The following is a 21,987-nucleotide window of genomic DNA, read 5'->3' as shown; positions in this document are numbered from 1 at the left end:
CTACCGAATCTCAAGTAGCACAAGTGAAAAGTATCGAATGGCATAACTTTTTTTGATGAATTGTTATTGTTTTTTAGATTAGGTTAACTCTATATTGAAGATGAATGCTTTACCTAAAATATTAATTAGTATAGTAAGGTTTGGCAAAGTACATGGGTGAGGCAATAAAGATTTCACAGATAATTAAAATTAGGTGGTTACAATGAAAATAATAATGGAAGAGACACTTGAACAATATGAAACATTGTTTTCAATTGAGGAAGGTAGAGAAGATTATTATCGGTACTCCATGATGAAACCGTTTGAAAAGATGTGGAGCACGATAAATGTTCCATTAAAAGCACAGCAACCAAATGGGTATGATGTATTAATGGCTACAAATATGCTTGGGTACCTTAACGTATCGGATACCGAAATTGGGAAACAGGCGTTAAAGAAATTAACAGAAGTACATGCTCTTCAAACCGCACATAGCTCTTTGAATGATTGCGTTAAGTTTATTGATGAGAATAATTTAAAGGTAAATGCTGATGAATTGAGATTTGGAGTGTATATAGCTGACCCAAAAAAGCTCGAATTACATAAAGGTTATTGTGGATTTGGAGGAATTCCAGGTTTTATTCAAGTATCTATGTATCCAAACTCTTATAATATTCCAAGGCTTCCTGCCGTTATTGCACATGAATTTCATCATAACCTTCGTTTTTCATATTTTGATTGGGACTATGGGAATGTAACACTTGGTGATTACTTAATAATAGAAGGCTTAGCGGAGTCTTTTGCAAAGGAACTTTATGGAGAAAATCTTTTAGGCCCTTGGGTAACTTCTTTTGATAAAGAGGAGTTAGACTATTCAATAGAAGTAATAAATGATTTATTAGATGTTAAAGGTTTTGCAGAGGTTAGCAGTTACATGTTTGGTGACCGCATTGCTCAAGAACAAGGTTACCAACCTGTTGGTTTAGCCCCATTTACAGGCTATGCGGTAGGATACCATGCTGTACAGTCTTTTATGAAAGTTAATAATGTGGGCATAAGTGAAGCATCCTTACTCAGTTCAGATAAAATAATAACTAATTGTGGACTATTTTCGATATAATCTGTTTATCAAACCTCACATTAACGAAGGATAATAACATTAACAAACATGACTTAATGTTTGTTAACCTTTTTACAAATGTCTACATAGAGTGCCTATTTATCGTTTATTTAAGACGATGAATCGAATCTTACCCCGCGACATAAATCCAAAAGAAGATTTTATGATATTCTAAGAGAGTGGAATACATTTTTAATTGGAGGAGAAACCATGATTAATCGATTACAAGTGCTACAACAGTATTTAACAGAGTTTCAAATTGATGCAGCTTTTATTAATTCTACAGAAAATATATTTTACTTAACTAACTTTTACATAGATCCACATGAACGTTTAGCCGGAGTTCTACTTTTTTCTAAAACTGAGCCATTAATGATCGTTCCGAGTATGGAAGTGAGCCAAGCGAAGGCAGCAGGGTGGGAGCATGAAATCATCGGTTATGAGGATCATGAAGATCCTTGGAGTCTTTTGCAAAAAGCAGTGAATAGTCGCAGAATCAGCGATGCTAAGACTATCTCTTTTGAGAAAGGGACTCTTTCTTATGAGAGAGGAGAATCATTTCAATCGTTGTTTTCATCGCCTACTATTGTTTCAATTGAAGAGAAGCTAAACAACATGAGGGTAGTTAAGTCAGAAGCTGAGGTTAACATTATCCGTAGAGCTGCTCTGCTTGCAGATTTCGGTGTAGAAGTGGGCGTAAAGGCATTAAAAGAAGGGGTCACTGAATTGGAAGTAGTGGCTGAGATTGAATATGAACTGAAGAAAAAGGGTGTTCGTCACATGTCTTTTTCAACCATTGTTTTATTCGGTGAGAAGTCTGGGGAGCCGCATGGTAACCCTGGTCATCGTAGATTAAGCAAAGGAGACTTTGTTTTATTTGATTTAGGTGTAGTTTTAGATGGATACTGCTCGGATATTTCACGAACAGTCGTTTTTGGAGAGGTTAATGAAAAGCAAAAAGCCATTTACGAGGTTGTTTTAAAGGCACAAATGGCCTCTCTTTCCATTTCAAAACCTGGAACACGAGTAGGCGATTTAGATATTACAGCGAGAAACATCATTGAAGAGAACGGATATGGTGACCTTTTTCCACATCGAATCGGTCATGGCTTAGGAATCAATGTTCATGAGTCCCCATCGATGAGTCAAAATAATGAAAGTATATTGAAAGAGGGAATGGTTTATACAATTGAACCAGGTATTTACGACGCTACTATAGGCGGCGTTCGAATAGAAGACGACGTTTTAGTCACAAAAGAGGGCCATGAAATTTTAACGAAATATCCAAAAAATCTACAAGTGATTGTATAAACGAATTGAAACAGACTCTAATGAAGAGTCTGTTTTTTTATTGTAATTTTTTTAATTCCTTTTTTAAATAAGCATTTCTTTTTTTTATAAACGTTAAAATTAATTCAGCCTCATTCAAAAACATATGTGCTTTGTCTTTTAAGTATGGATCTTTCTGAACATACGGGCAAATTTGTTCTTGTAAACTAGATATCTTTGTTTCCATGTTTCTTGTAGTAAATTCTGTCTCTAAAATGGACGTCAGAATTTCATGATAGTGTCTTCGGTATGTCGGAACGGCTAACAGTCTTGCAGATAAGGTATTAAATCCTTCAATTCGAACATATTCAGGGTGCAAATCTTTTCCATTCACATCTCGTCCCCACGTTGCATCATAATCCCAAGGAATTAATTGAAATAAATGATTTTTACGATTGTAATACAAAGCATAATTGTGTACAAAACCGTCAAAATTTTGTACACATACGATTCCAGCTAGCCACTTTAAATATTGTTCTACGTGTAAATGTTTACTAATCATCTCTTCAAATTTTGCTGGTGGCGTAGAATTAATATTGTAAATGAATTTTTCAAGTGCTAAATCATCAGCTTTATGACCACACTTTCTTTCGTAGCCAACTTTTAAGCTTTTCTTCACATCTTGATCAATTTCACTCATTAAAGAAAAATTTGCATCATCATTGACCGCATAATAGATTGCACCAGGTGGTAAGCACCTGTCTTTTAGAAAGTGTTCATCCACTGATTCTAAAGCCAAATATACACCTTCGTAATTTGAATTTATGTTTAAGGCCATATGATGTGATTTAGGAGAAAGAATTCCTAGTTGAGAAAAAAAATCTAATGATAATTTATTTCTGAGTAATGAGGGATCATTAAACTCTGAATTTAAATGTAGCTCCTTCACACCTTTGAAGGTTTTCGGCTTGTAAAATTGAATATGATACGATTTTTTTTTGAACTTTCTTATATGTGAGCCTCGATATACGACGTCTACTTGCAGCTTTTTTTTACGATTTTTTAAAGTTGCTTGAACAGGTACTTCACTCCAAATGTCGGAACGAAGTTCAAATAAGTCTAATGGATGGAAATGAAGGTGATAAGTAGGGAGATTTCGAATTGCCATGTAGTTCCTCCTTGTAGAGAGGTAGTCGTTAAATTTTATGTTAGCTGTCGATGGTAGGTCACAACTTCAGAAAGAAATTGCTATTTCTCAGCGTTTGTCACAGTCAAAAATGGACTTGGTACGTAAACTATTTTAAGGGGAGGCTATCCTATGTAAGCCATCCCATTTTCAAAAATGGAGGTGTTACGATGAGTGAATATCAGGAGGAAGATATTCGAGAAGCTGTTGATGATATGAAAGAAGGTGATTTCCACCGTTTTTTATTTGGTGAACCGAGAGGAAACCGCCTTACTGAAGCCAGTTCAGAGAGCTCACAAAGTTCGGAGGAGCCGGATAATGAAAGCCCTGTAACAGGTCGTTCGCAGTCATCACGTAGTGGAGATGTCACAACAGGTCACTCAGAGCGATCCAGTAGCCCAGAAAATGTGGAAGACCGTTCGAGTCAACCGGCAGATAAAAACGAGGCTCAATGGGAAAATGAAAGCGAAAATCAAGGGGCTGGAGAAGGCAAGAGCTATAAAGAATCAAATATTTATCGCTCAAAGAGTAAAAGTGGCAGGCGCAAGCGAAGAGGCAGAACGGAACATCGCTATTGGAAAGAAGGAAGCATGTGGAGATACCGAAGAGAGCTATAATAAGAAAAGTGTAGAGGAATTCCCTCTACACTTTTCTTATTGTTTCAAAGTATAGAAAGGGCAATAAAGACATAAGGATGAAAGGGAACTATTTTCTCTTCAATACGAATGTTCATTACGAAAAAACTTTGTTATTAATAAAGGAAAAAGAGGTTTGTTGAAGAAATCTATCATCATAAAATTAAATAGAAATAATGGAGGGTGAATGCATAGATGCTTGCAGAACTAGATTTAAACCAAAAGATTGTGAGTAAACAAGAATATAAGAAAGAACTAAAAAAATATCAATTAAAACTACTAGGGTTACAAAGGAAGCTTGTTGATCACAAATTAGGCTGTATTCTTGTTTTTGAGGGCTGGGATGCAGGCGGTAAAGGTGGAGCAATTAAGCGGATAACACAAAGTATTGATCCACGAGGTTTTGAAGTTCATGCAACGAGTGCCCCTACTCTGGAAGAAAAACAGTATCCCTATTTCCACCGATTTTGGAGTCGTATACCTAAATACGGGAAAATTGGTATTTTTGATCGCTCTTGGTACGGAAGAGTTCTTGTCGAACGAGTTGAAGGGTTCGCAAGCGAAGACGAGTGGAAGATGGCCTATGAAGAAATTAATCATTTTGAATTGTATTTATCCGGTAGGAATTATATTGTAATGAAATTTTGGTTTCACATTTCTAGAGAAGAACAAATTAAGCGATTTAAAGAACGCCAAGAGGACCCACTTAAACACTGGAAAATAACAGAAGAGGATTGGCGAAATCGTGATAAATGGAATGAATATGAGGTAGCGGTTGAAGAGATGCTTGATCGAACATCGACAAAGGCATCCCCATGGAATGTTATTGAAGGGGAAGATAAGCGGTTTGCTCGTATAAAATGTTTAAGGTTAATTACAGAACGTATTGAGCGAGAGTGTATAAATAGAGGAATCTCCCTTTAAGTTATCTCTATATTTTGGACCAAAACTCTATTCAACAGTTGGATAGAGTTTTTTTGTTGCGTAAATATTACTTGAAAATATTGTAGGTAGAAGAAGGGGATTCCTGTATAATAAATCCAAAAATTTCATTCTTTTTAATGAAAAAAACTTGCAATGCTGAATCGTTGATGGTAAGATTAACCTAATAAATAATAATTAACAATATGTTAATTATAAAAACCTTGAAATATGGATTTACTTTAGAAAGTTTAGTTAGGTGGAGTTGTGGAAAATGAATGGAAATAATCATGTCAAAAGTGAAGATGCACTTAGAGAATATAACGTGAATGAATTTGTAACACCTGATGGGTATACCTCAGATATTGCGATTTTCACCATTACATCAGAAAAGAAACAAGAATACAAACCACCAATAATGGAGCTCAAGATCATGTTAATAAAAAGAGCTTTAGTAAATGCAGAGGAAAAGCCTAATATTGAAGGGGGAAAATGGGCACTTCCAGGTGGATTTGTATCTCATAATGAAGCAGGGGGATATGATGCTGCACTTAGAGAATTGGCCGAGGAAACAGGAGTAAAAGGATTACATTTGAAACATTTCGGTGTGTATGACAAACCAGGAAGAGACCCAAGAGGTTGGATTATTTCTAATGCTCATTATGCGATTGTGCCTGAAAGATATTTAGCTAACAGAAAAGCAGCGGATGATGCTATTGAAGTGGAACTGTTTACCTTGAAAGAGGTATTCTCTTTATCGCTATCTTTTGATCATATGAAAATAATTGAAGACGCCATTAAAATAATAAAAAGAGATATTGCAGAAACAACAGTAGCCAAGCATTTTTTACCGAAGGAGTTTACCGCAAGTGAGTTAAGAGTACTGTTGCAATTAGTTATTAACGAGCCTGTTGTAAAAGAGGATTCAGCATTTTCTAGAAAAATAGGTAAATTACCGTTTATAGAGGTAGTCAAACAAAGAGATGGCAGCTTAAAAAAAAGCCAAAGAAATTCAAAAACGCCATCGCAATTATATAAATTTAAAGACATTAATGAAGAGGAATTTGTTAGGTCAATTTATTCAGCAAAGTATTAATTTAATTTTTGTGATCAACAATTAACAATATGTTAATTGTTAATTGTAAGGTTATTAATAAAAAAGGAGTGTTTAGAAATGAAAAGAGCCTTGATAAATATTGATTATACTTACGACTTTGTAGCAGATGATGGATCATTAACTTGTGGAAAAGCCGCTCAAGAGATTGAAGAAAGCATCGTCGGGGTGACAAAGCAGTTTGTTGAATGTGGTGACTATGTCGTCTTTGCCATAGATACCCATCAAAGGAATGATAACTATCACCCTGAAACATCCTTGTTTCCTGCTCACAATATAAAAGGGACAAATGGAGTAGAACTATACGGTCAATTAAATGCTTACTATAAAGAAATTAAAGACGTAGAAAATGTCTATTATTTGAGCAAAACTCGATACAATGCATTTTTAGGTACAGATTTAGATGTGAAACTAAGAGAAAGAGGAATTGAAGAAATTCACATTGTTGGAGTCACCTCAGATATATGCTGCTTGCATACAGCAATTGAAGCATTTAATAAGGGCTACAAAGTAGTGATTCATAAAGATGCAGTGGCTAGCTTTAATCATGTCGGTCATGAGTGGGCATTAGAACATTATGAAAAAGTACTAGGAGCCACAATCGTGTAGGTGCTGTATGATCAGATGAGATGAGGAAAGATTTTACCTTAAAAAATAAAGCATAGTTTCTTTCAAAAAAACAAAGTCAAAGATTATATTTCTGTAAAAGAGTGTTCAAAAGTTAATTGATAAAACATTTCATATTATTGGAGGGATAGAGAATGCCGAAAGAAATCCAATTAAAAATAAAAGGGGAAATCGACCGTTTAACAAACAAGACCTTTAAATTTGACGAACGAGTTGGAGATGGATGGTATTCCGCTGTGTATTTTTTAAAAACGAAGGAAATTGCAAAAAAGTATAAGTCTGAACAGATAGTTACTATGCAGTTTTTTCAGAAAGAAGAAGCTATCCTATGTGGAATTGATGAAGCTATTGCATTACTTCATACCTTTGCAGAGAGCCCTGAAGATTTAGAAATACAAGCGTTATTCGACGGTGATAAGGTTAAACCATTTGAAACTGTTCTAACTGTGAAAGGGAAGTACCATACATTTGGATTTTTAGAGGGAATTATTGATGGTATTCTAGCTAGACGAACGAGTGTAGCGACAAATGTTTATCGAGTGATTACATCTGCTAAAGAAAAACAGGTAATTTTCATGGGAGATAGGGATGACCATTTCAGTAATCAATCAGGTGATGGATATGCCGCTTACATTGGAGGTATGTCAGCTCAAGCAACCCATGCAATGAATGAGTGGTGGGGAGAGAAGGGATTAGGGACTATGCCACACGCCTTGATTCAAATGTTTGACGGAGATGTGGTGAAGGCTTGTAGAGCTTATAAAGAAACGTTTCCTGAAGATGGATTAATTGCATTGGTTGATTATAATAACGACGTCATAACGGATTCATTAAAAGTAGCAAGAGAGTTTGGTAAAGATTTAAAAGGGGTTAGAGTAGATACATCGAAAACAATGATTGATAAGTATTTTATGAGAAATCAAAGTGAATTGGGATCATTTGATCCAAGGGGGGTAAATGTACCGTTGATTAAGGCATTACGACAAGCATTAAATAAAGAAGCATTTCATCACGTAAAAATTGTTGTAAGCGGTGGATTTACGGCAGAGAGAATAAGGAAGTTTGAAGCAGCTAATGCAGGAGTAGATGTATATGGGGTAGGAGGTTCCTTGCTTAAAGTAAATATTGGTTTTACAGGAGATAATGTACTCATAAATGGGAAGCATGAAGCGAAACAAGGAAGAAGATTAAATCCGAATCCAAGATTAAAAAGAGTAGAGTTGAAAATATTTGGATAAAGCAAGCCACACGTAAGTGAAAGAAATACGGAGAACTAAGGGAGTGACGAACAGTGAGAAGGATTGGAATATATGGATCGTCCTTTGATCCAATAACAAATGTGCATCTTTGGACGGCAAGTACGATTGCTCACCGCTGTAAATTAGACCAAGTTATTTTTTTACCGTGTTCTAATCGTAGAAGAGATAAAAAAATGAAAACATCAGATATTAATAGGAAAGCATTAGTTGAGTTAGCACTAGAAAATAATTCTACATTTGTCATGAGTGATTATGAAATGCACCAAGAAGCATGGAATATCGATACGTATTCAACAATGAAATATTTCAAAAAATGTTACCCTGAAGATGAACTCTATTTTATGATGGGAGCGGATTTATTAGTCGATATAGGGGATGGGAAATGGGATAACAGTGAAAAGCTGATTGAAGAGAATCAATTTATTGTAATGGCTAGGGAGGGAATTGACATGCTAAAAACCATTAGTCGCTCTCCTCTATTAAGAAATCACGATGACGGTTCCACATTTCACTTAATTGATAAAGGGTTGGCAATGGAAATAAGCTCTTCCTACATTAGAGAAGAATTTAATAGGGGCGGGGAACCGAGATACTTATTGCCAGAAAAATGTTACACGTATATTCAAAACAATGGATTGTATGGTTCAGAGAGTAGTAAAGAGAAAAGTAAACAAAAAACGTAGAGACTGCTATTGTTCTAAGCTTACACACTGTAAATAGGTAGTCTGGGAGGAAAAAAGAGCAATGAAAAAACAAGGTGGAAAAACAATTTATTTTTATTCTTGGAAAAACGACTATTTTGAATTTAGTAATTTTAGTTACCACTCTATTGTAATAGAAGGGAAAGCGTATGCTACAAATGAGCACTATTTTCAGTCAATGAAGTTTTTACCTTCTGTAATGATCGAGGTGGAAGACGATCGTGAAATATCTTATCAAGAGCATGTAAGGTTGGCCCATACTCCAGCTATCGCAAAAACGTTAGGTTCAAATAGAGGATACAAAATATACCCCGACTGGGATAGTCGAAGAATTGATGTCATGAGAGAAGCAGTGAGGGCTAAGTTTACTCAACATTCAGATTTAAGAGAATTGCTTCAATCAACTGGGGATGCAGTTCTTGTAGAAGATAGTCCCTATGATTATTTTTGGGGTTGCGGAAAAAGGAAGACAGGTAAAAACATGCTAGGGAAAATATTAATGGAGGTAAGGGAGGAGATTAGAGATGGATAGTATTCAAAAAGAAATCATAAGTGAGATGAGGGTCAAGCCGGTCATTGACGCGAGAGAAGAAATTGAAAGAAGCGTACAATTTTTAAAAGATTATTTGTTAAAAAATAACTCAATAAAATCCCTTGTCTTAGGTATTTCAGGAGGTCAAGATTCAACGCTAACAGGTAAGATTGCGCAAATGGCTATTAATGAGCTTCGCAACGAAACAGGTGACGACCAATATTCTTTCATTGCAGTCAGATTACCTTATGGAACTCAAGGTGATGAGTCAGACTGTCACTTAGCAATTAAATTTATACAGCCTACAAAAGTTTATACGATTAATATTAAACCAGCAGTGGATGCAAGTGTTCAATCGTTAAAAGTTGCAGGTGTTAAAATATCTGATTTTCTTAAAGGCAATGAGAAGGCTAGAGAAAGAATGAAAGTTCAATATAGCATTGCCGGATATCATAATGGAGTGGTCTTAGGTACTGACCATAGTTCGGAAGCAGTCACAGGTTTCTTTACTAAACATGGAGATGGAGCATGTGATTTAGTTCCTTTATTCCGTTTAAATAAAAGGCAGGGAAAGCTGCTACTTCAAGAGCTAGGATGTCCAGAACAATTGTATTTAAAAGCACCAACCGCTGATTTAGAGGATGAAAAGCCGCAGTTACCTGATGAGGTAGCCCTCCGTGTTACTTATGAAGAAATTGATGACTTCCTTGAAGGAAAGAAAATTTCTGAGAAAGCGGCAAATCAAATTGTTCATCACTGGTTAAAAACTAAGCATAAGCGAAGTGCCGCTATTTCAGTGTTCGCTGATTGGTGGATTAAAGAGTGACTAGATAAAAAGGATAGTAAGATTCAATTGTTGTGTTTGTGTTCAAAAGCTGTCGCTAAATGGATTGAACCACACAGACTGTTTAGAGGGAGAAAATACATTTTTTAAAGTATCGGTCTAGTATAACGTTGGATAAAATTAATTTATCTTATCACTAATAAAGAAGCCATTTTCAACATGGCTTCTTCTTTTGAAAAAGAAACGTAATTAGAAATGTGCTTGAGCCCTTCGCTATAGCATGTATTAAAATTCTTCATATTCGTAACAAAATCTCTCAATATTCTGATTTGTTAATTTGAAGAATGAATTTTGAGATACTTCTAGCCTCAGCGCATCCTCTTTCTTCATATTTTTATATACACCTCTTAACACCCTACCCATTAACCCATGTGAAACGACAATTATTTTCTTTCTATCCTTAACACTATCAAGCCATTTGGTCGCTCGTTCTATGACAGAATCATAACTTTCTCCATCCGGCGAATGAAAATACCAGTTGTAGCTATCAGTATTTTGTAATCGTTCAGGCCAAGAAGCTTCGATTTCCTTAGTGGTTAAACCAGCCCAAGAGCCGACCGATACTTCCTTTAGCCTGTTATCCATCGTAACCTTGTCAAAATCATAACCTATTGTTTCGCAAATAATTTTTGTGCTTTGAATCGTTCTTCCTAAGGGACTCGAAAATATATCCCATTCCTTAGGTTCATCGATAACGGAGTTTAATAACCTAGAAATACTTTTCACTTGATCAATACCTTCTAATGTTAAAGGTGAATCAAGCTCACCTTGATATCGTCCTTGAGTATTAAAGACTGTTTCTCCGTGACGTAGCAAATAGATTATTTGATTCATATTAGAGGCCTCCATATTCTCTCGCTTTTTAATTCATTAACTATTACTTGGGCATAACGATTTTTGCTTTATAAAACATATAAAAGGAGCACCCTTGAAAGGATGCCTTACAATTTCTTCTTATTCTCTACCTGTTCTTTTCTTGCGTAAATATCAGCTTTCCAGAAAAAGCGATCTTTAGACGTTTCTTTGATCGGATTCAATACATTCTTTTTAACTAATTTATAAAGGTTTTGCCTGGTACAATTCAAGATTTTTGTTGCTTCAGTAGTATTGACTACTTCACTCCTAAAATACTCTGCCAGCTTTTCCCTTGATTCAAAGTTATACATTACTTCTGTTTCCTTTCGCTTACACGGCGTCTTGGTTTTGTGCTTATTTGATTACGAAGTATTTTTCTATGATGGTTAGTAGTCCCATCGTGACCCTTCTAACTCTTTTATACCAAATGAGGATATATATGTAAATTTATATTTTGATATTATAAACATAAATCTAAACTTTCCTAAAACAATAAACGCCTAGAAATGTTCTAAGGCGCTAAAATGAAGTCAAGTATGTAATTAGCTATACTTTAAAACGACAAGGGCTTACCCTACGAACCTAAGACCATCCACACTAAACGTTAGAGAAGTGATTTCGTAAAGGTAGTCCCAGGTATTGTGGTGCAACGTGCTGGAAATTTTTTACTGAAGGATGAATTTAGTCATCAACAGGTCAATATCAAATATTGAGAAAATAAAAATTTAGTCTTCGAAACATACGACAAACGTCCAACCATCCAAATGTAAGGAGCATAGACTAATATTGGATCTAAGGTATTCCATGTTTAGTCATACACCTCCTTTTTAAAAAGCTAAGTGCTCCCGCATCGCACTTAGCTTTTTATACGTTGAATATTTGATGACTCTCCCCTCTTTTTCACTTTTCAAAATGAGGTTTTTTTGCATTTGATACACATAATGCTTGAGCCATTTTATTATTGATGAGGATTTCAACTATTTTGTTAATCTTTTTTTCTAATATTATCAGCAATTTTATTAATAAATCCCAATATGATTCCAACCCCTGCAATTAAATATATAATCGTAAAAATTTTACCAAAATCTGTTTGGGGGGATAGGTCACCGTACCCTACTGTTGTTAACGTTATAACACTAAAATACAAGGCATCTATTAGACTGAAGCCTTCTACTGTAGAATAAAATATCGTTCCCGATAGAAGTGTAACGATGGTTAATGAAAAAAGAACTTGGAACTCTTTATCGTGTATTGCTCGAAGTAGAGCTTTGGTCATTCTGCTTAAGGTGATAAAAAACGATATCATTCTATTCCTACTTTCATCCGTTTATTTCATTAATCTGAGTTGTTTGATGTCAGTTGCCTTTACTACAGTAGCATATTTTTTTATATAAACATAGAGACGATGATGAAGAGAAAAGTAACGGTATTGCCTATAAAGATTGTCCTATGTGGTAAGAACAAGAGAAATCATAAAGCTGAATCGAGTATTTTTGTAAAGGGAATTCGTGAAGCATTGTTTCGAACAAATTACTTGAACATTTTCTGTAGAGCTTTAGTCGAAAGAGATTATAGAACTTTCTAGTCAATGAATGAAAAAATATGATATGGTAAATAGTATTACATAAAAAATAGGTGGGCTATTACGGTCCAATTTAAATAGTATTGCAGAGTGTATGAAACAGATATTGGAAGAGGAGATTAGAGAATGAAAGTAGATGTTTTGGGGGTTCCATTTGATAATACAACAAGAAAAGATGCATTACGTCAACTGTTGAACTTTCTTACGGAAGATCACAACCACTTATTAATAACACCAAATCCAGAAATCGTTATGGAGGCACAAGAGGATGAGGAGCTCATGAAGATTTTGAATGAGGCAGAACTTGTTGTTCCTGATGGGATTGGCGTTGTGTTAGCTTCAAAATTTGAAAAGAACTCTATTAAAGAAAGGGTTCCAGGTTGTGATTTGATGTTTGATTTATTTGAGGTTATGAAAGATATGGAAAAGTCCGTGTACATTCTAGGCGGCGCACCAGGAGTTGCTGAAAAAGCAAAGAGAAGGATGGGAGAAAAATATCGTAATCTTAACATCATAGGCGTTCATCATGGCTATTTTAATGAACAAGAGGAAGAAAAAATAATAAATGAGATTAAACAGCTGAAGCCCGATTTACTTATGGTAGGCTTAGGTTGCCCAAGACAAGAAAAATGGATTTACAAAAATAAACATAAATTACCTGTGAAAGTTAGTGCTGGTATAGGTGGGACGATCGATATCATGGCTGGAACAGCCAAAAGGGCTCCTATCATTTTTCAAAAAATGGGGCTAGAATGGCTACATCGCTTACTTGCCCAGCCTACACGAATTCGTAGAATCATAAAGCTGCCACTTTTTTTATTAACAGTATTAAAAAATAAGATTAATAGAAAATAACAGAAGGGTATCTTCATTAAGAATAGAAACGAGTAACGATAGAAATCGTTAGAAAGATAGATTAAATAAAGGTAGGAGTATTCTATGAAACTAATCATAGCTGAAAAGCCGGACCAAGGTGCTACATTGGCTAAGCCGTTTCCACATAAAAAAGGGAAGGGATATATTGAGATTTTGCCTAATCACTATTTTCCAAAAGGTGCTTATGTAACATGGGCGGTGGGGCATCTATTACAATTGCAGGCGCCCGAAAAGTATGATGCTTCGTGGAAGAAGTGGACACTTACCAATTTGCCTCTAATTCCAGATCGTTTTCAATATGAAGTTACACGTTCGAAATATAAACAATTCCAACTCGTAAAATCATTATTGAAGAAAACAGAAGTAACTGAAATCATTCATGCAGGTGATGCAGGACGAGAAGGAGAACTAATTGTCCGCAACATTATTCATTTTGCGAAAGTTAAGCTACCAATGAAAAGGCTATGGATTAGTTCGTTAACGACAAAAGCGATTACAGAGGGCTTTCAAAAATTACTCGATGAAAGTGAAACGAAAAGTTTGTACTATGAGGCGTATGCACGAGCATGTGCCGATTGGGTGGTCGGCATGAATGCATCAAGATCCTACACGTTACTGTTAAAGGAAAAGGGGATAGCTGATGTATTTTCGGCGGGACGTGTGCAAACACCCACATTAGCTTTAATCGTTAAACGAGAAAAAGAAATTGAGCAATTTACATCAGAACCATTCTGGGAAGTCATCGCTAAGTTTCATATGGACCAAAAAAAATACGAAGGGAAATGGCATCTAAAGGGCGACTCTCGAATTAAAGAAAAAGGCTTAGGCGAGAAGATTGCTGCCTTTTGTCAAGGGAAAAGAGCAAAAGTCGCTTCTATTGAAAAAGAGCGTAAAGAATATCAGCCCCCCTTATTATTTAATTTATCCTCTTTACAAGCAACAGCAAACAAAGCGTTTACGTTCTCACCTAAGAAAACGTTAGATATTTTGCAAAAGCTGTATCAAAAAGGACTGGTTTCCTATCCACGCTCCGACTCGAACTATGTAACGAAAGGCGAAGCGGAGATGTTTCCAGAAATTTTAGCAAAGGTGGCTGAAATAGGGAACTATAAAGAATTTTTCCCATTACCACAACCATCTATTTTACATAATAAACGTTATGTAAATGAAAAAAAGGTAACAGATCATTATGCCATTATCCCTACGGAACAAGTGAAGGACCCTAGTAAACTGTCAGCAGATGAAGAGAAATTATATGACTTAATTATTCGACGCTTACTTGCTGCCCATCACGAGAAAGCCATCTTTGATTATACGACCATATCCACACTCGTTGACAGTCGAGCAGAATTTATTTCAAAGGGAAAGCAGCAAATTCAAGAAGGATGGCGAAAAGTGATTTTTCATAAAGAGAAGGACAAGGACACGATTCTCCCACCTATTGAAAAGGGGGAGGAGGGAGATGTTCAAAAGGTTACGTTAAAAGAGGGGAAAACACAGCCCCCGAAGAGATACACAGAAGGGCAGCTCATTACGCTAATGAAAACAGCTGGAAAGCATATAGAGAATGATGAGCTAGAGAAAGTTTTAATGAAAACAGAAGGTCTAGGGACAGAAGCAACCCGTGCGGGAATTATTACAATGTTAAAGGATAGAAAGTATGTAGAAATTAAACGAAACCAAGTCTTTGCAACAAATAAAGCGAAAGTACTCATCGAGGCTATCGGCGACAAAATTCTTGCCTCCCCAGAAATGACTGCTAAATGGGAGCAAAGACTCCTTGAAATCGGTGAAGGAAAGGCTTCCCCAGGTGCGTTTATGGAACAGGTGAAAAAACTAACCATCAAAATTATTCAAGATGCTAAAGAAGATGCGACAAAGTGGAAATTTGATGGAATCGATACTCATTCCATTCAAGCAGTTAATAAGTTTTCTTTAGGTAAATCAGTGGGGATTTGTCCGCTTTGTGGTGGAAAAGTTCTTGACAAAGGAACCTTTTACGGCTGTAGTGAATATAAGTCAAAGCAATGTAGATTTACTTTATCGAAAAAAATATTAGGTAAAACTGTTTCGCAGACCAACGCTAAAAAGCTGTTAAAAGAAGGGAAAACAAATGTCATAAAAGGACTAAAAAAAGGGGAAAAGACCTTTGACGCAAGCCTGAAGTGGAATAAGGAAGAAAAGAAAATTCAATTTGATTTTTAACGAAGTTTCCTGTATTTCAGGAAATGATGGTTTAATCAATTTGCTTAAAAAGGTGGTTAATTGAATGGATGCTCTTGCATATGTTATCGTGTTAGCGCTAAGTTTTTGCTTTCTTTTATTTTATAAAAGGTATCAAGACTATTTAGTACCGTATATTATTTTTGAAATTGGATTAATCCTTTGGGTGATCAGCTTATTATTAGTGAAAGGATGGCTAGGAATCGGATTAGGCATTGTATCGCTAATAATCATCACGACCGGCATTATTGTCGCGGTTATAAAAGTCATGAAGAATCGTTAATTTTAGCGTCAACGCCATTATAATCTAAAATATGTATATGTAAAAAACTAAGGACACAGAGTGACCTTAGTTTTTTTTGCCTAGTAAGCGAAGCAAACGGCACCAACGATAATTAACAAGATAAACAATACAACAATCAACACAAACACATTTCCAGTTCCGCCAGTATATGGTTCAGGATAGCCGCAACCGCAAAAACCCATTGTGCTCACCTCACTTTAATCTTTAATATCGAATCACAATATATATTATGAAATCCATTCCGTTTTGTGAGGACTTGCCCGAATTTTGAGCGTCTAATTTTTGAAGCAAAGAGTGACAGGGTAATAAACCATTTATGATAAAAAGTTGGAATGATCTTTGCTTTAGCAAAAATTGTGAGGCTCATTCCACCAGTTTGAGGACGATACAAGGTTGAATGCCTACTTTTCGACAATATTGTATTATTGAAATTCTATCCAGTAACGTAATGCAGTTTGATGTTACTATATAAGTAAAGATATTCAGCTAAGACGCAAAAGTTGAGTCAATGACTAGTTTCGTTAATCGAGTAGACGAATGAATTAAAAGGGGAGTGGAATATATGGGGTGGTTTAAAAAGAAAACAAAGAGGTTCCCTTTAAAAGGTGACAAAATTAAACAACTGATTGATTCCAATGAAGGCTGTATTACTTCTAATAGAATAACAATTGATGGTTTAAAAGTAGGCTTTATGTATCGTGAAGAGCCATATCAAAATGGAAATCCTGATAGTGGTTGGAGGTTCTTGGCTGGGGATGAAAGCGATGAATATATGGAAAATACCGAAAACCATTCAGTTTATCAACTGAACACAATCTGTAATTATGATAAAGATATAATTCCATTTCTTAACTCGGCACTAGGTACTGTTTACATTCGTGACGAGAATGATAGATTTATTCTTGATGAAACATTAGAAGATTAATTTCAACAAACGAAAAGTACTCATACATGAGAACCATGTCTAATATAAGGGTCAGAAGAATCAAAATCGATTTTGTACCAGTGCTCGCAGGAAGAACGTTCATTCCTATATGCAATAACTTAAATTCAATTCAGCCAGTAGACGGTCGGTCACGAATGTTGAATAACGCTCCACATATTCTGGAAAAAGAAGATCTAAAAAGCCAATAAAATCTATGATAGGGGAAGTAAGATGAATAACGTTGTCCAAGCTAACATTACAGACTTAGATAAGGTAGTGTATATCGATAGTGAAGTAATCGGAAATACAAGTAGGAGAAGGATTGTTAAAAATGCTATCGATGAAAAGCGATGTTTAATTGTTAAGGAAATGAATGATATTGTCGGGTTTTTAATTTACGATACTCATTTCTTCGAATGTTCCTTTATATCACTGATTATTGTTTCTCCATCAAAAAGACGTAAAGGATATGCAAGCCAGCTGATCGATTATATGATGAGTCATTCACCTACTACTAAAGTATTTTCATCTACTAATCGCTCTAACGAACGTATGAAGCTAGTATTTGAGAAGAAGGGGTTTAGTCAAAGTGGAATAATAGAGAATTTAGACGAAGGAGATCCTGAGATTATCTATTATAAAACAAGATAGTATTCTTTTCCAAACACAAGTAGGACATCAAGCAATATAATTAAAACGGCTATGATACATGGAAAAATCTCAAAAGTACTACAGAAAGTTAGCATCGAATCTAAAAGGGTAGTACAAACAGAGATTGTGAGAGTTCTAAATACAGCCAAATAATTTTATGAACAATCAAATAAGGTCAGATAAGTGATGCTTGACGCCACTTTAGATGGCAAGACATCAAGAACAACTTTTTTGAAGTTCTAAAGGTAGGAAAAAGGATTTATGGCATCACCTAGTTGACTTATGATTTCGACAGAAGAAGTTGAGGAATTAATATATTAGTATGTTGGAGCAGACAAAATATATCGGTGTAACTAAGAAATGGTCTTCAGGAGAAGAAATAGTATAAAAAAAAAGGACTACAGGTGAACAACTCTATTCAGTGCTCAAAAAAAGAAAGGTACTCCTAACGTTCCAAAGCCACCACATATTACATTTGTATGTTGAAAAAAATGTTAGATTCACGTTTAGGAGTGGTGAATTTTTAGATGGGGAATATGTAGAAGAAATAGGTGAATGGTTTGATGATCAAATAACAATAGTTATTTTTTGTCCAAAATTTTTATTGACTGATAGTGTTGCTATTACTTCTAAAAAAATAACCAATTTTAAAGCAATTCAAAATTAACCACAGTCAAGCTAGTAGGCTTGGCTTTTTGAATACATGGTTTTAATTAGAACAGTAAATGGAAAAATTCTCTTCCTTTAAAAAATATGGGGATGTTTATTCTGTGATAATTAGTGGGTAAAAAAGAAAGGGTGAATGGAGGGTAACGATATATATATTCCAATATGTAAAAATACGTTTAAGAGTCTAAAATTACGTAATATTAATATCATCGTGACGACCAATGGATTCGAGCGTTCTATTGAGAACTATGCCAAACGAACCTAGTCAAAGTGAAATCTTATGCAATATGAAATTGAGCGTAAAAAAAACCATTCTTTTCATTGGAAGAATCATGGTTTTTATACTTTGCTCGATATAAATAGTCCTTTTTTGTTTTCGTTCTTCTAGTCCTCATATCTGCTTTTGCGAATGGACTTCTATCTACCTCTGGATTACGTTTTCCCTCTCTAGCTAGTTTTTCCCGATATTTTTTGGCATTTGATTTTCCCACAATAGCCACGCTCCTTTTTATCTTTGCTCTTAAGAATTTCATATCCACTCCATTTACTCCGAAGGGATTGACTTTAGTTTAATACGAATCCGCTGAATTGAAAACTATTTTTTTCTCTTACAACATAATATTTTACAAAAACTACGCATAAAGAGTGCTCAGTATTTGTCGAAAATTCACGAAAATTCCGGTTTGGATTTTTTCTATTTTCTTCTTGTCATCTAGTCAATAGAACGTTATAATAACTTCAGGCACTATAGATTGTGTCTGAAAAATTTATTGTATACTATATATAGTGATAAGCCAGTAATGAAGGTGTCAATTTAGACGTAATAGGGAATTTGGTTATAATCCAAAACTGTACCCGCAACTGTATGTGCTGACGAAATAAGGGAGACCACTGTCGAATAGACGGGAAGGACTTAAAGTAGGGTGAAAGCACGAGTCAGGAGACCTGCCTTTATGAATACGTAATATCTTCTTCGGGAGTTGAGAAGGTAGGACGATGGTAGTAAATAAGCATGTATATATGCTTTTCATTTACCGACGTTCTGACCCACTCTCCTAAGAGATGGGTCTTTATTTATTCAACTACATCCGCTTTCAATCTCGTGTTGATAAGTCAGAGATTAATATTTCGTCTAAATCAAGCAAGAGATAGCCAACTAAAGGAAAACATGAGACATGGCACGAACCTCTTAGGCAACATATCTCGATGAAATTTCCGCGACCGACGCGATAAGACATACTAAACACTGAATTCTATCATAAACAGGAAGATTATTCGACCCATAGCCTTGATCGGTATTTAGATTTATCGTCCATAGCCGTTGTTGTGAAAGTGCAAAGTAGTTTTGGTGTATAAAACGTCATAAATCATGTAGGTGTAAAAAGACAGTATTGGTGTTCCAAAACCCGACAAAAACGATTACGACATGTAAAAACGGATTATCAATGAAATGAAAATGAAGAACAAAGGGTGGGGATCAATATGGGAAATTCTCAAGTAAAAACGACAAGGGATATCATGGAAGATTTGGTTGCATTAGAAATGGCCTTTCCACAGCTATCGTTTAAAGAATATCAAGATAAAGTTTGGACGAGTATGACGGAGACGTCAAACGCTTCAATGGATGATTTTCTCATTTTAGCTGCTCTTGAGCGCATTAGCCAATTTGAACCAGATTGGACATACGTTGCCGCTAGAGTATATCTTAACCGCCTTTATAAGCAGTCATGTGAGAATCGACAAACAGAAAAACCGTATGACTCTTTTTATGACTTGGTTAGCTCGTTAACGAGCAAGGGGCTATATAGCGAAGATTTACTCACTTATTATTCGAAGGAAGAGTTTAATCTTTTACAGGTAGAGCTTTCACCAGAAAAAGATGAGCTATTTACATATATAGGATTAGTGACACTAGCAGAAAGATATCTTGCAAAGAGTCATCAAGGTGAAATATTTGAGCTACCACAAGAACGTTTTATGATTATTGCAATGGAATTGATGAAATTAGAAACAAAAGATAAAAGAATCGCATTGATTAAGGAAGCGTATTGGGCTTTATCAAATCTATATATGACAGTTGCCACTCCAACGCTTGCAAATGCAGGGAAAAACCAAGGCCAATTGTCAAGCTGCTTTATTGATACAGTTGATGATTCCTTGAGAGGTATTTATGATTCAAATACTGATATTGCAACGCTTAGTAAAAATGGCGGAGGAATCGGTGTTTATTTAGGGAAAATTCGTAGCAGGGGCAGTAGTATAAAGGGATTCAAAGGCGTTAGCTCTGGGGTTATTCCGTGGATGAAACAACTTAATAATACAGCTGTTGCAGTAGACCAACTAGGTCAACGTCAAGGTGCGATTGCTGTCTATTTAGATATTTGGCATAAAGACATACTTTCCTTTCTAGATACAAGGCTAAACAATGGTGATGAAAGGCAACGAACACATGATTTATTTACTGGTGTTTGTATCCCGGATTTGTTTATGGAAGCTGTTGAGAAGCGCGACTCGTGGTATTTATTTGATCCACATGAAGTAAGGGAAAAATTAGGCTACTCCTTGGAGGATTATTTCGATCAAACGAAGGGAGATGGGGAATTCCGCCAGCGTTATTGGGAATGTGTACATCATCCAACCTTAACAAAGGAGGAAGTACCTGCGATCGAGCTATTTAAACGAATTATGATTTCTCAGCTTGAAACGGGGACACCATACATGTTTTACCGTGACACGGTCAATAGAATGAACGCCAACCATCATCAAGGTCTAATCTATTGCTCCAATTTGTGTACAGAAATTACACAAAACATGAGTGCGACCACATTTGAGTCAGAAAAAGTGATTGATGGCCAAATTGTTACAGCTAAAAACCCAGGTGACTTTGTTGTTTGTAATCTGTCTTCCATCTCCCTTGCCAAGAGTGTTAAAGCGGACGTGTTAGAACGGTTAATTGAGATACAAGTCCGAATGCTTGATAATGTCATTGATGTCAACACGATTCCATTACCTCAAGCGGAGCTAACGAACCAAAAGTATAGAGGAATCGGCCTAGGCACATTTGGCTGGCACCATTTGTTAGCTTTAGAAGGAATTAAATGGGAAAGTGAACAAGCAGTAGAGTATGGAGATCGAATTTATGAAAAAATTGCTTATTTAACGATTAAGGCTAGTGTGGAATTGGCGAAGGAAAAAGGAGCCTATCCAGCTTTTGAAGGATCAGATTGGCAAACAGGCGCTTATTTCTCAAAAAGAGGGTATGGCACAGAAGAGTGGGCAGAACTGCAAACGGATGTTCAAACATACGGAATTCGTAACGGCTATGTGATGGCGATTGCGCCAAACTCATCAACCTCAATCATTGCAGGGTCAACTGCTAGTATTGATCCGATTTTCCGAAAAGAATATTCAGAAGAAAAGAAGGATTACAAAATACCAGTGACAGCACCTGACCTTTCACCAGAAACAACATGGTATTATTCGAGCGCCTACCAAATTAATCAACATTGGAGTATTAAGCAAAATGCGATGAGACAAAGGCATATTGATCAGTCGATTTCCTTTAATTTGTATGTTTCCAATGATATTAAAGCGAGAGCTTTGCTTGATTTGCACTTTGATGCATGGAATTCTGGCTTAAAAACAACCTATTACACTCGTTCAACCTCGGCTGCAAACATTGAAGAATGTGAGAGCTGTCATAGCTAAGAAGGAG

The 21,987-nt window shown here is 35.7% G+C and carries 22 protein-coding genes and 1 riboswitch; of the genes, 16 read left to right on the top strand and 6 right to left on the bottom strand.

Going from position 1 to position 21,987, the window contains the following annotated elements; translation table 11 throughout:
- Positions 1–202 precede the first annotated feature (202 nt).
- Positions 203–1,099 carry a DUF2268 domain-containing putative Zn-dependent protease gene (locus WAK64_RS13240; protein WP_336587460.1) on the top strand — a complete coding sequence of 299 codons (897 nt, stop codon included), beginning with the start codon at positions 203–205 and terminating at the stop codon, positions 1,097–1,099.
- A gap of 210 nt (positions 1,100–1,309) precedes the next feature.
- The gene (locus WAK64_RS13235) at positions 1,310–2,410 is read left to right on the top strand and encodes a M24 family metallopeptidase (RefSeq protein ID WP_419465949.1); all 1,101 of its coding nucleotides are present in this window, start codon (positions 1,310–1,312) and stop codon (positions 2,408–2,410) included.
- Positions 2,411–2,447: 37 nt separating this feature from the next.
- Here WAK64_RS13235 and WAK64_RS13230 read toward each other — a convergent pair whose 3' ends face one another.
- Positions 2,448–3,536 (bottom strand): CotH kinase family protein, encoded by a 1,089-nt coding sequence (locus WAK64_RS13230; protein WP_336587459.1) that lies wholly within the window; start codon positions 3,534–3,536, stop codon positions 2,448–2,450.
- A 188-nt stretch (positions 3,537–3,724) separates the two neighbouring features.
- On the opposite strand from WAK64_RS13230, the gene WAK64_RS13225 reads away from it, so the two are divergent.
- The 8 genes from WAK64_RS13225 (at position 3,725) to nadE (ending at position 10,169) form a co-directional block, all read left to right on the top strand.
- Positions 3,725–4,171, top strand: coding sequence for a CotG/ExsB N-terminal domain-containing protein (locus tag WAK64_RS13225; protein WP_336587458.1), 447 nt, complete (start codon positions 3,725–3,727; stop codon positions 4,169–4,171).
- A gap of 213 nt (positions 4,172–4,384) precedes the next feature.
- Positions 4,385–5,113, top strand: coding sequence for a polyphosphate kinase 2 family protein (locus WAK64_RS13220; protein ID WP_419465948.1), 729 nt, complete (start codon positions 4,385–4,387; stop codon positions 5,111–5,113).
- Positions 5,114–5,384: 271 nt separating this feature from the next.
- A complete protein-coding gene (locus WAK64_RS13215) occupies positions 5,385–6,206 on the top strand; it encodes an NUDIX hydrolase (RefSeq protein WP_336587457.1) in 822 nt (273 codons plus the stop codon).
- Between the two features lie 78 nt (positions 6,207–6,284).
- Positions 6,285–6,833, top strand: a complete 549-nt coding sequence (locus WAK64_RS13210) for a cysteine hydrolase family protein (RefSeq protein WP_336587456.1) — start codon at positions 6,285–6,287, stop codon at positions 6,831–6,833.
- Between the two features lie 152 nt (positions 6,834–6,985).
- Complete coding sequence (locus tag WAK64_RS13205; protein WP_336587455.1) at positions 6,986–8,089, top strand: nicotinate phosphoribosyltransferase; 1,104 nt, start codon at positions 6,986–6,988, stop codon at positions 8,087–8,089.
- A 53-nt stretch (positions 8,090–8,142) separates the two neighbouring features.
- On the top strand, positions 8,143–8,793 hold the full coding sequence (gene nadD / locus WAK64_RS13200) for a nicotinate (nicotinamide) nucleotide adenylyltransferase (RefSeq protein WP_336587454.1): 651 nt from the start codon (positions 8,143–8,145) through the stop codon (positions 8,791–8,793).
- 61 nt (positions 8,794–8,854) lie between these two features.
- The gene (locus WAK64_RS13195; protein ID WP_336587453.1) at positions 8,855–9,343 is read left to right on the top strand and encodes an NADAR family protein; all 489 of its coding nucleotides are present in this window, start codon (positions 8,855–8,857) and stop codon (positions 9,341–9,343) included.
- Complete coding sequence (gene nadE / locus WAK64_RS13190) at positions 9,336–10,169, top strand: ammonia-dependent NAD(+) synthetase (RefSeq protein WP_336587452.1); 834 nt, start codon at positions 9,336–9,338, stop codon at positions 10,167–10,169. The genes WAK64_RS13195 and nadE overlap by 8 nt, the downstream gene beginning before the upstream one ends.
- Before the next feature lie 243 nt (positions 10,170–10,412).
- On the opposite strand, the gene WAK64_RS13185 is transcribed toward nadE, so the two are convergent.
- The 3 genes from WAK64_RS13185 to WAK64_RS13175 all read right to left on the bottom strand — a co-directional run bounded on the left by WAK64_RS13185 (position 10,413) and on the right by WAK64_RS13175 (position 12,348).
- Entirely contained in the window at positions 10,413–11,021 is a 609-nt protein-coding gene (locus WAK64_RS13185; protein WP_336587451.1) for a histidine phosphatase family protein, read from the bottom strand.
- Positions 11,022–11,128: 107 nt separating this feature from the next.
- Complete coding sequence (locus tag WAK64_RS13180) at positions 11,129–11,353, bottom strand: DNA-binding protein (RefSeq protein ID WP_336587450.1); 225 nt, start codon at positions 11,351–11,353, stop codon at positions 11,129–11,131.
- A gap of 674 nt (positions 11,354–12,027) precedes the next feature.
- On the bottom strand, positions 12,028–12,348 hold the full coding sequence (locus tag WAK64_RS13175; protein ID WP_336587449.1) for a potassium channel family protein: 321 nt from the start codon (positions 12,346–12,348) through the stop codon (positions 12,028–12,030).
- Positions 12,349–12,750: 402 nt separating this feature from the next.
- Between WAK64_RS13175 and WAK64_RS13170 the strand changes: the two genes are divergently transcribed.
- From WAK64_RS13170 to WAK64_RS13160, 3 genes are all read left to right on the top strand, one after another.
- Positions 12,751–13,479 carry a WecB/TagA/CpsF family glycosyltransferase gene (locus WAK64_RS13170; RefSeq protein ID WP_336587448.1) on the top strand — a complete coding sequence of 243 codons (729 nt, stop codon included), beginning with the start codon at positions 12,751–12,753 and terminating at the stop codon, positions 13,477–13,479.
- Between the two features lie 84 nt (positions 13,480–13,563).
- A complete protein-coding gene (locus WAK64_RS13165; RefSeq protein WP_336587447.1) occupies positions 13,564–15,705 on the top strand; it encodes a DNA topoisomerase III in 2,142 nt (713 codons plus the stop codon).
- Positions 15,706–15,769: 64 nt separating this feature from the next.
- The gene (locus WAK64_RS13160) at positions 15,770–16,006 is read left to right on the top strand and encodes a hypothetical protein (protein ID WP_336587446.1); all 237 of its coding nucleotides are present in this window, start codon (positions 15,770–15,772) and stop codon (positions 16,004–16,006) included.
- 80 nt (positions 16,007–16,086) lie between these two features.
- On the opposite strand, the gene WAK64_RS13155 is transcribed toward WAK64_RS13160, so the two are convergent.
- Positions 16,087–16,209, bottom strand: coding sequence for a YjcZ family sporulation protein (locus WAK64_RS13155; RefSeq protein WP_336587445.1), 123 nt, complete (start codon positions 16,207–16,209; stop codon positions 16,087–16,089).
- A 380-nt stretch (positions 16,210–16,589) separates the two neighbouring features.
- On the opposite strand from WAK64_RS13155, the gene WAK64_RS13150 reads away from it, so the two are divergent.
- Positions 16,590–16,952, top strand: coding sequence for a DUF2185 domain-containing protein (locus WAK64_RS13150; RefSeq protein WP_336587444.1), 363 nt, complete (start codon positions 16,590–16,592; stop codon positions 16,950–16,952).
- 231 nt (positions 16,953–17,183) lie between these two features.
- Positions 17,184–17,603: a GNAT family N-acetyltransferase gene (locus WAK64_RS13145; protein ID WP_336587443.1), complete on the top strand. Its 420-nt coding sequence runs from the start codon at positions 17,184–17,186 to the stop codon at positions 17,601–17,603.
- A gap of 947 nt (positions 17,604–18,550) precedes the next feature.
- Here the strand turns inward: WAK64_RS13145 and WAK64_RS13140 are convergent.
- Positions 18,551–18,763: a hypothetical protein gene (locus WAK64_RS13140; protein WP_336587442.1), complete on the bottom strand. Its 213-nt coding sequence runs from the start codon at positions 18,761–18,763 to the stop codon at positions 18,551–18,553.
- Between the two features lie 296 nt (positions 18,764–19,059).
- A riboswitch (cobalamin riboswitch) is annotated at positions 19,060–19,239 on the top strand.
- Between the two features lie 515 nt (positions 19,240–19,754).
- Here WAK64_RS13140 and WAK64_RS13135 point away from each other — a divergent pair.
- Positions 19,755–21,980, top strand: a complete 2,226-nt coding sequence (locus WAK64_RS13135; protein WP_336587441.1) for a ribonucleoside-diphosphate reductase subunit alpha — start codon at positions 19,755–19,757, stop codon at positions 21,978–21,980.
- The last annotated feature ends 7 nt before the right edge of the window (positions 21,981–21,987 follow it).

This window comes from Bacillus spongiae (assembly GCF_037120725.1).
Classification (GTDB): Bacteria; Bacillota; Bacilli; order Bacillales; family Bacillaceae_K; genus Bacillus_CI; species Bacillus_CI spongiae.
The sequence above is the reverse complement of the archived record's forward strand: the minus strand, read 5'-3'. Positions and strand labels throughout refer to the sequence as shown.

Coding starts and splice junctions, on each gene's coding strand:
- WAK64_RS13240 (WP_336587460.1), top strand. CDS start 203: ATGAAAATAATAATGGAAGAGACACTTGAACAATATGAAACATTGTTT.
- WAK64_RS13235 (WP_419465949.1), top strand. CDS start 1,310: ATGATTAATCGATTACAAGTGCTACAACAGTATTTAACAGAGTTTCAA.
- WAK64_RS13230 (WP_336587459.1), bottom strand. CDS start 3,536: ATGGCAATTCGAAATCTCCCTACTTATCACCTTCATTTCCATCCATTA.
- WAK64_RS13225 (WP_336587458.1), top strand. CDS start 3,725: ATGAGTGAATATCAGGAGGAAGATATTCGAGAAGCTGTTGATGATATG.
- WAK64_RS13220 (WP_419465948.1), top strand. CDS start 4,385: ATGCTTGCAGAACTAGATTTAAACCAAAAGATTGTGAGTAAACAAGAA.
- WAK64_RS13215 (WP_336587457.1), top strand. CDS start 5,385: ATGAATGGAAATAATCATGTCAAAAGTGAAGATGCACTTAGAGAATAT.
- WAK64_RS13210 (WP_336587456.1), top strand. CDS start 6,285: ATGAAAAGAGCCTTGATAAATATTGATTATACTTACGACTTTGTAGCA.
- WAK64_RS13205 (WP_336587455.1), top strand. CDS start 6,986: ATGCCGAAAGAAATCCAATTAAAAATAAAAGGGGAAATCGACCGTTTA.
- WAK64_RS13195 (WP_336587453.1), top strand. CDS start 8,855: ATGAAAAAACAAGGTGGAAAAACAATTTATTTTTATTCTTGGAAAAAC.
- nadE (WP_336587452.1), top strand. CDS start 9,336: ATGGATAGTATTCAAAAAGAAATCATAAGTGAGATGAGGGTCAAGCCG.
- WAK64_RS13185 (WP_336587451.1), bottom strand. CDS start 11,021: ATGAATCAAATAATCTATTTGCTACGTCACGGAGAAACAGTCTTTAAT.
- WAK64_RS13180 (WP_336587450.1), bottom strand. CDS start 11,353: ATGTATAACTTTGAATCAAGGGAAAAGCTGGCAGAGTATTTTAGGAGT.
- WAK64_RS13175 (WP_336587449.1), bottom strand. CDS start 12,348: ATGATATCGTTTTTTATCACCTTAAGCAGAATGACCAAAGCTCTACTT.
- WAK64_RS13170 (WP_336587448.1), top strand. CDS start 12,751: ATGAAAGTAGATGTTTTGGGGGTTCCATTTGATAATACAACAAGAAAA.
- WAK64_RS13165 (WP_336587447.1), top strand. CDS start 13,564: ATGAAACTAATCATAGCTGAAAAGCCGGACCAAGGTGCTACATTGGCT.
- WAK64_RS13160 (WP_336587446.1), top strand. CDS start 15,770: ATGGATGCTCTTGCATATGTTATCGTGTTAGCGCTAAGTTTTTGCTTT.
- WAK64_RS13155 (WP_336587445.1), bottom strand. CDS start 16,209: ATGGGTTTTTGCGGTTGCGGCTATCCTGAACCATATACTGGCGGAACT.
- WAK64_RS13150 (WP_336587444.1), top strand. CDS start 16,590: ATGGGGTGGTTTAAAAAGAAAACAAAGAGGTTCCCTTTAAAAGGTGAC.
- WAK64_RS13145 (WP_336587443.1), top strand. CDS start 17,184: ATGAATAACGTTGTCCAAGCTAACATTACAGACTTAGATAAGGTAGTG.
- WAK64_RS13135 (WP_336587441.1), top strand. CDS start 19,755: ATGGGAAATTCTCAAGTAAAAACGACAAGGGATATCATGGAAGATTTG.